This is a genomic window from Kitasatospora sp. NPDC058965, assembly GCF_042741245.1.
In the GTDB taxonomy this organism is placed as follows: domain Bacteria; phylum Actinomycetota; class Actinomycetes; order Streptomycetales; family Streptomycetaceae; genus Kitasatospora.
In genome coordinates, this window is record NZ_JBHYKG010000577.1 from 1 (window position 1) to 1,809 (window position 1,809).

Sequence of the window (1,809 nt, forward strand, 5' to 3'; positions counted from 1 at the left end):
GGCCCTCGTCGTAGCGGGGACAGGATTTGAACCTGCGACCTCTGGGTTATGAGCCCAGCGAGCTACCGAGCTGCTCCACCCCGCGTCGGTGAACCCGACTGTACGGCATGGGCGCCCCAACAGCACAATCCGTTTCCCGGCCGGGCCGCCGGGGCCTCAGACCCGGTCCAGCGGCCGGTGCGGCTCCGCGGGCAGCACGGCGCGGACCGGGTCGCCCGGGCGGACCACGCCTCCGGTGCACACCACGCCCATGATCCCGGCCTTGCGGACGACGGCGCCGGCCTCGTCACGGCCCACCACCCGAGGGAGCAGGCCGCGCTGGAAGGCGTCGATCTGCAGGCACGGGTTGCGCAGGCCGGTCACCTCCACCACCGCCTCGTCGCCCAGGTGCAGCAGGGTGCCGGTGGGCAGCGAGAGCAGGTCGATACCACTGGTGGTGATGTTCTCGCCCAGGTCGCCGGGGCCGACGGCGAACCCGTGCGCGCCGACCTCGGCGAAGAGCTCCTCGTGCATCAGGTGGACCTGACGCAGATTCGGCGCGGTCGGGTCCTGGGCCACCCGGGACCGGTGCTTGACGGTCACCCCCGCGTGCACATCGCCCTGCACCCCGAGGCCGGCGAGCAGGGTGACGCTGTCGCGGTTGGGCTTGGTGAAGGAGTACTCGGGGTTGCTGCTGACTGCGGTGACCGTTCCGTGCATGGGGGGGACCCTCCAGGACTCGGCGCTGCTCCGGTAATCGTTAGCAAGTCTAACCAACGCCCGGCGCGCCCTCTGGGGGCGGGGACGTTCACGGTGCGAGACGGACCACCGGCCCCAGGGGCACCACCGGTACCTTTCCCCTGCCGACACCCAGCACGCGGCGAGCGGCCAGCTCGATACCGCCCGGTCCCCGAGGGAATGCCCATGTTCAAGGTCAACGAGTACTTCGACGGCACGGTCAAGTCGATCGCGTTCGACTCCGGGAACGGACGGGCGACCGTCGGCGTGATGGCCCCCGGCGAGTACGCGTTCGACACCGCCGCCCCCGAGACCATGCACGTGGTCAGCGGCGCCCTGACCGTCCGGCTGCCCGGCAGTGACACCTGGGAGACGTTCGCCGCCGGCACCCGCTTCGACGTCCCGGGCGACAGCGTCTTCCACCTGAAGGTCGCGGGCGACACCGCCTACCTGTGCGAGTACCGCTGACCTGCGCGCCCCGACCGCCCGCCCGGGCCGTGTGAGGGAGCGTCACGTCGCACGATCGTGTGTACACCGGCGTTTCCGGCCGGGCGGGCGTCCCGGCGTCCGCCATGCTCGCCGGCATGATCACACTCTCCCGGACCCTGCGGGCCGCCGCTCTCGCCGCGCTGACCGCGGGCGTCCTGCTGACGGGTCCCGCGGCGGTGGGCGCACCCGCCGCCGCGCAGCACGGCCACCGGTCCGTCGGCGACGTCTGCTACACCGGGCTGCCGGTGCAGGCCCACGACACGCTGCACCTGATCGACCGGGGCGGCCCGTTCCCCTACGCGCGCGACGGGATCGTCTTCGCCAACCACGAGGGGGTCCTGCCCCAGGAACCCTCGGGCTACTACCACGAGTACACCGTCACGACCCCCGGCGCTCCCACCCGCGGCACCCGGCGGATCATCACCGGCCGGGCCCCGCACGAGGATTACTACACCGCCGACCACTACGCCACCTTCGACCGGGTCGACTGGACCTGCTGACGTCCCCCGCCCGGCCACGGCGCCGGCCCCGCCGCGGGCCCGAACGGACGCGCCGGACGGGCCCGCCGGACCGGCTCCGGTGAGCATGGGGGTGTCCGTGTGC

The 1,809-nt window shown here is 72.8% G+C and carries 3 protein-coding genes and 1 tRNA gene; 2 read left to right on the forward strand and 2 right to left on the reverse strand.

What is annotated here, in order from left to right:
* Nucleotides 1–11: 11 nt before the first annotated feature.
* A tRNA-Met gene (locus tag ACFW1A_RS40300) sits at nucleotides 12–85 on the reverse strand.
* Nucleotides 86–156: 71 nt separating this feature from the next.
* The gene (locus ACFW1A_RS40305) at nucleotides 157–699 is read right to left on the reverse strand and encodes an MOSC domain-containing protein (RefSeq protein ID WP_380418677.1); all 543 of its coding nucleotides are present in this window, start codon (nucleotides 697–699) and stop codon (nucleotides 157–159) included.
* A gap of 204 nt (nucleotides 700–903) precedes the next feature.
* Here ACFW1A_RS40305 and ACFW1A_RS40310 point away from each other — a divergent pair, with 204 nt between their 5' ends.
* Nucleotides 904–1,185 (forward strand): pyrimidine/purine nucleoside phosphorylase, encoded by a 282-nt coding sequence (locus tag ACFW1A_RS40310; protein WP_380418679.1) that lies wholly within the window; start codon nucleotides 904–906, stop codon nucleotides 1,183–1,185.
* Nucleotides 1,186–1,301: 116 nt separating this feature from the next.
* Nucleotides 1,302–1,706: a ribonuclease domain-containing protein gene (locus ACFW1A_RS40315; protein ID WP_380418681.1), complete on the forward strand. Its 405-nt coding sequence runs from the start codon at nucleotides 1,302–1,304 to the stop codon at nucleotides 1,704–1,706.
* Nucleotides 1,707–1,809 lie beyond the last annotated feature (103 nt).